Here is a 2,056-nt window from a genome sequence, read left to right on the forward strand (position 1 = left end):
ACGGGGCCGCCCGCGACGAGCGCGGCGAGCAGCGCGTACTGCTCCCCGGCGAGGCGCGCCCGGGTCGCCTCGGGGACGGCGGCGCCCTCCGTACGGGACACGACGACGTCCCCCCGGGCGGCCGCCGCGCTCCCGCGCACCGTCTCGCGGATCGCCCGCAGCTCGCCCTCCAGCTCACCGGCCGGCGGGAAGTCGTCGTCCCGTTCGAGCAGCACCCCCGGCGGCTCGGCCCGCGCGCACAGCTCGCCGAGCAGCGCGAGGACCTGCGGCGGCACGGGGTGGGCGTGCGTGTCGTGCCACACGCCGTCGCGCAGGACACCGCCCGCGACGTGCACGTACGCGAGCGCTTCGAGCGGCAGCTCGTCGAGCGCGCGCACCGCGTCCTCACCGCTGTTGACCTGGTTCGTGTACAGGTTCGCGACGTCGATGAGGAGCCGTACGCCGGTCCGCTCGACCAGCTCGTACAGGAACTGCCCCTCGGTCAGCTCCTCGTCGGGCCACGTGAAGAGCGCCGCGATGTTCTCGACGGCGAGCGGGACGGGGAGGGAGTCCTGCGCGATGCGCACGTTCTCGCAGAGCACCGCGAGTCCTTCGCGGGTGCGCGGGACGGGCAGCAGGTGACCGGCCTCCAGGGCGCCCGCCCGTACGAAGGCGATGTGCTCCGTGACGAGCGGCGAGCCCAGGACCTCGGCCCGCTCCGCGAGCGCGGCGAGCCGCCCCGCGTCGGGCCGCTCGGCGCCCCCGAGCCCGAGCCCGACCCCGTGCGGCACGACGGTCACACCGCGTGCCCGCAGCCGCAGCAGCGACTCCGGTACGTGCCCGGGGCAGACGTTCTCCGCGACGGCCTCGACCCAGTCCACGTCCATCCGCTCCACGGCCTCCGCGATCTCGGGCCGCCACCCGATCCCGGCCCCGAGCCGAAGCCCCGCCCCCGCCCGCCCGCCCAGCTCCACGGTCATCCCGTCCCCCTCCCGCCGTAGGTTGTCGCGAAGGGCTGATGACCGGCGGCGGACGGGGTCAACCGTACGGGGGAACTTCTCAGAGCTGAACTTGAGGTTGGCGCGGAGGACGGCCCGCTGTCCCGCACCGGAGGCGTCAGGACCGCCGGTCCGGGAGCAGGGCGGCGCGGGCCCGGTCGAGCGCGTGCAACACCTCGCTCCTGTTCTTCGCCTTCTGCATCCATGCCGGGAGGCGCGCCACGACCGTCATCCGGATCGTGCCCCCGTCGGGGCGAGGGCGTTCGCGCAGTCCGGCGGCAACGAAGCGGCGGAGCAGGTCGAGGTGCGCGGGGTTGTACGCCCACACCCACCCGTGACGCGTCCGTGCCTGGAGCCGGAGGGGAAGCCCGAAGTACGGATCGCGCACGGGCCCGCCCCCGGGAAGTGCGCAGCGCCGGCCACTCCACTCCCGGCAGCGCCCGCAACGGCGACACACGAGGCGCCGCTTCGCGAAGAGCCCGGAATCCCCGCGCGGCTGCGGCGTCACGTGCGCGACGCCGTCGCAGCCGGGACACCGCACCAGGATCGACCCCAGGAAGGCGTACTTCGAAGCACGCGGGTCACGAAACCGGGTGACGGGGGAGGGCATCCGTCGATGATGTGGCGTCGGGAGGAGTCCGCGCACCCGGGTTTCCCGTCCGGCCCCTCAGCCCTCCCCCAGCACCGCCCCCATCGTCCGCCTCCCCACCCTCGCCATCAGCGGGTTGTCCGCCGAGTGCGTCAGGAAGACGAGGCCCAGGGCCAGGGCCCAGCCGCGAGCCCGTGTCCAGGTCGCGTCGTCCACCCCGCCGTGCGCCGCGCGGAACGTGTCGCGGTCGGCCTCGCGCGGGAAGAGCATCCAGGCCGCCGCGAGGTCCGTCGCCGGGTCGCCGCCGGTTACGTCGCCGAAGTCGACGACGCCACTCAACTCCCCTTCGTGCACGAGGATGTTGGCCGGGTGCAGGTCGCCGTGGAGCCACAGCGGCGGGCCCGTCCACGCGGGGGCCGCGAGAGCGCGGCGCCACACCTCGTACGCCGCCGGGTCGCCCAGCGCCGCCAGGTTCTCCGCCACGCCCGCC

3 protein-coding genes are annotated in these 2,056 nt (G+C 75.1%); all 3 read right to left on the reverse strand.

What is annotated here, in order from left to right; translation table 11 throughout:
* Positions 1–959 (reverse strand): DUF692 domain-containing protein (locus G3I42_RS18540; RefSeq protein WP_164287379.1); only part of this gene is annotated, 959 nt, incomplete at its 3' end.
* A 136-nt stretch (positions 960–1,095) separates the two neighbouring features.
* The gene (locus G3I42_RS18545) at positions 1,096–1,587 is read right to left on the reverse strand and encodes a hypothetical protein (RefSeq protein ID WP_164287381.1); all 492 of its coding nucleotides are present in this window, start codon (positions 1,585–1,587) and stop codon (positions 1,096–1,098) included.
* A gap of 57 nt (positions 1,588–1,644) precedes the next feature.
* On the reverse strand, positions 1,645–2,056 hold a 412-nt coding region (locus tag G3I42_RS18550), incomplete at its 5' end, for a phosphotransferase (protein WP_164287383.1).

This window comes from Streptomyces sp. SID11385 (assembly GCF_010548245.1).
Lineage (GTDB): Bacteria > Actinomycetota > Actinomycetes > Streptomycetales > Streptomycetaceae > Streptomyces.

Coding starts and splice junctions, on each gene's coding strand:
- G3I42_RS18545 (WP_164287381.1), bottom strand. CDS start 1,587: ATGCCCTCCCCCGTCACCCGGTTTCGTGACCCGCGTGCTTCGAAGTAC.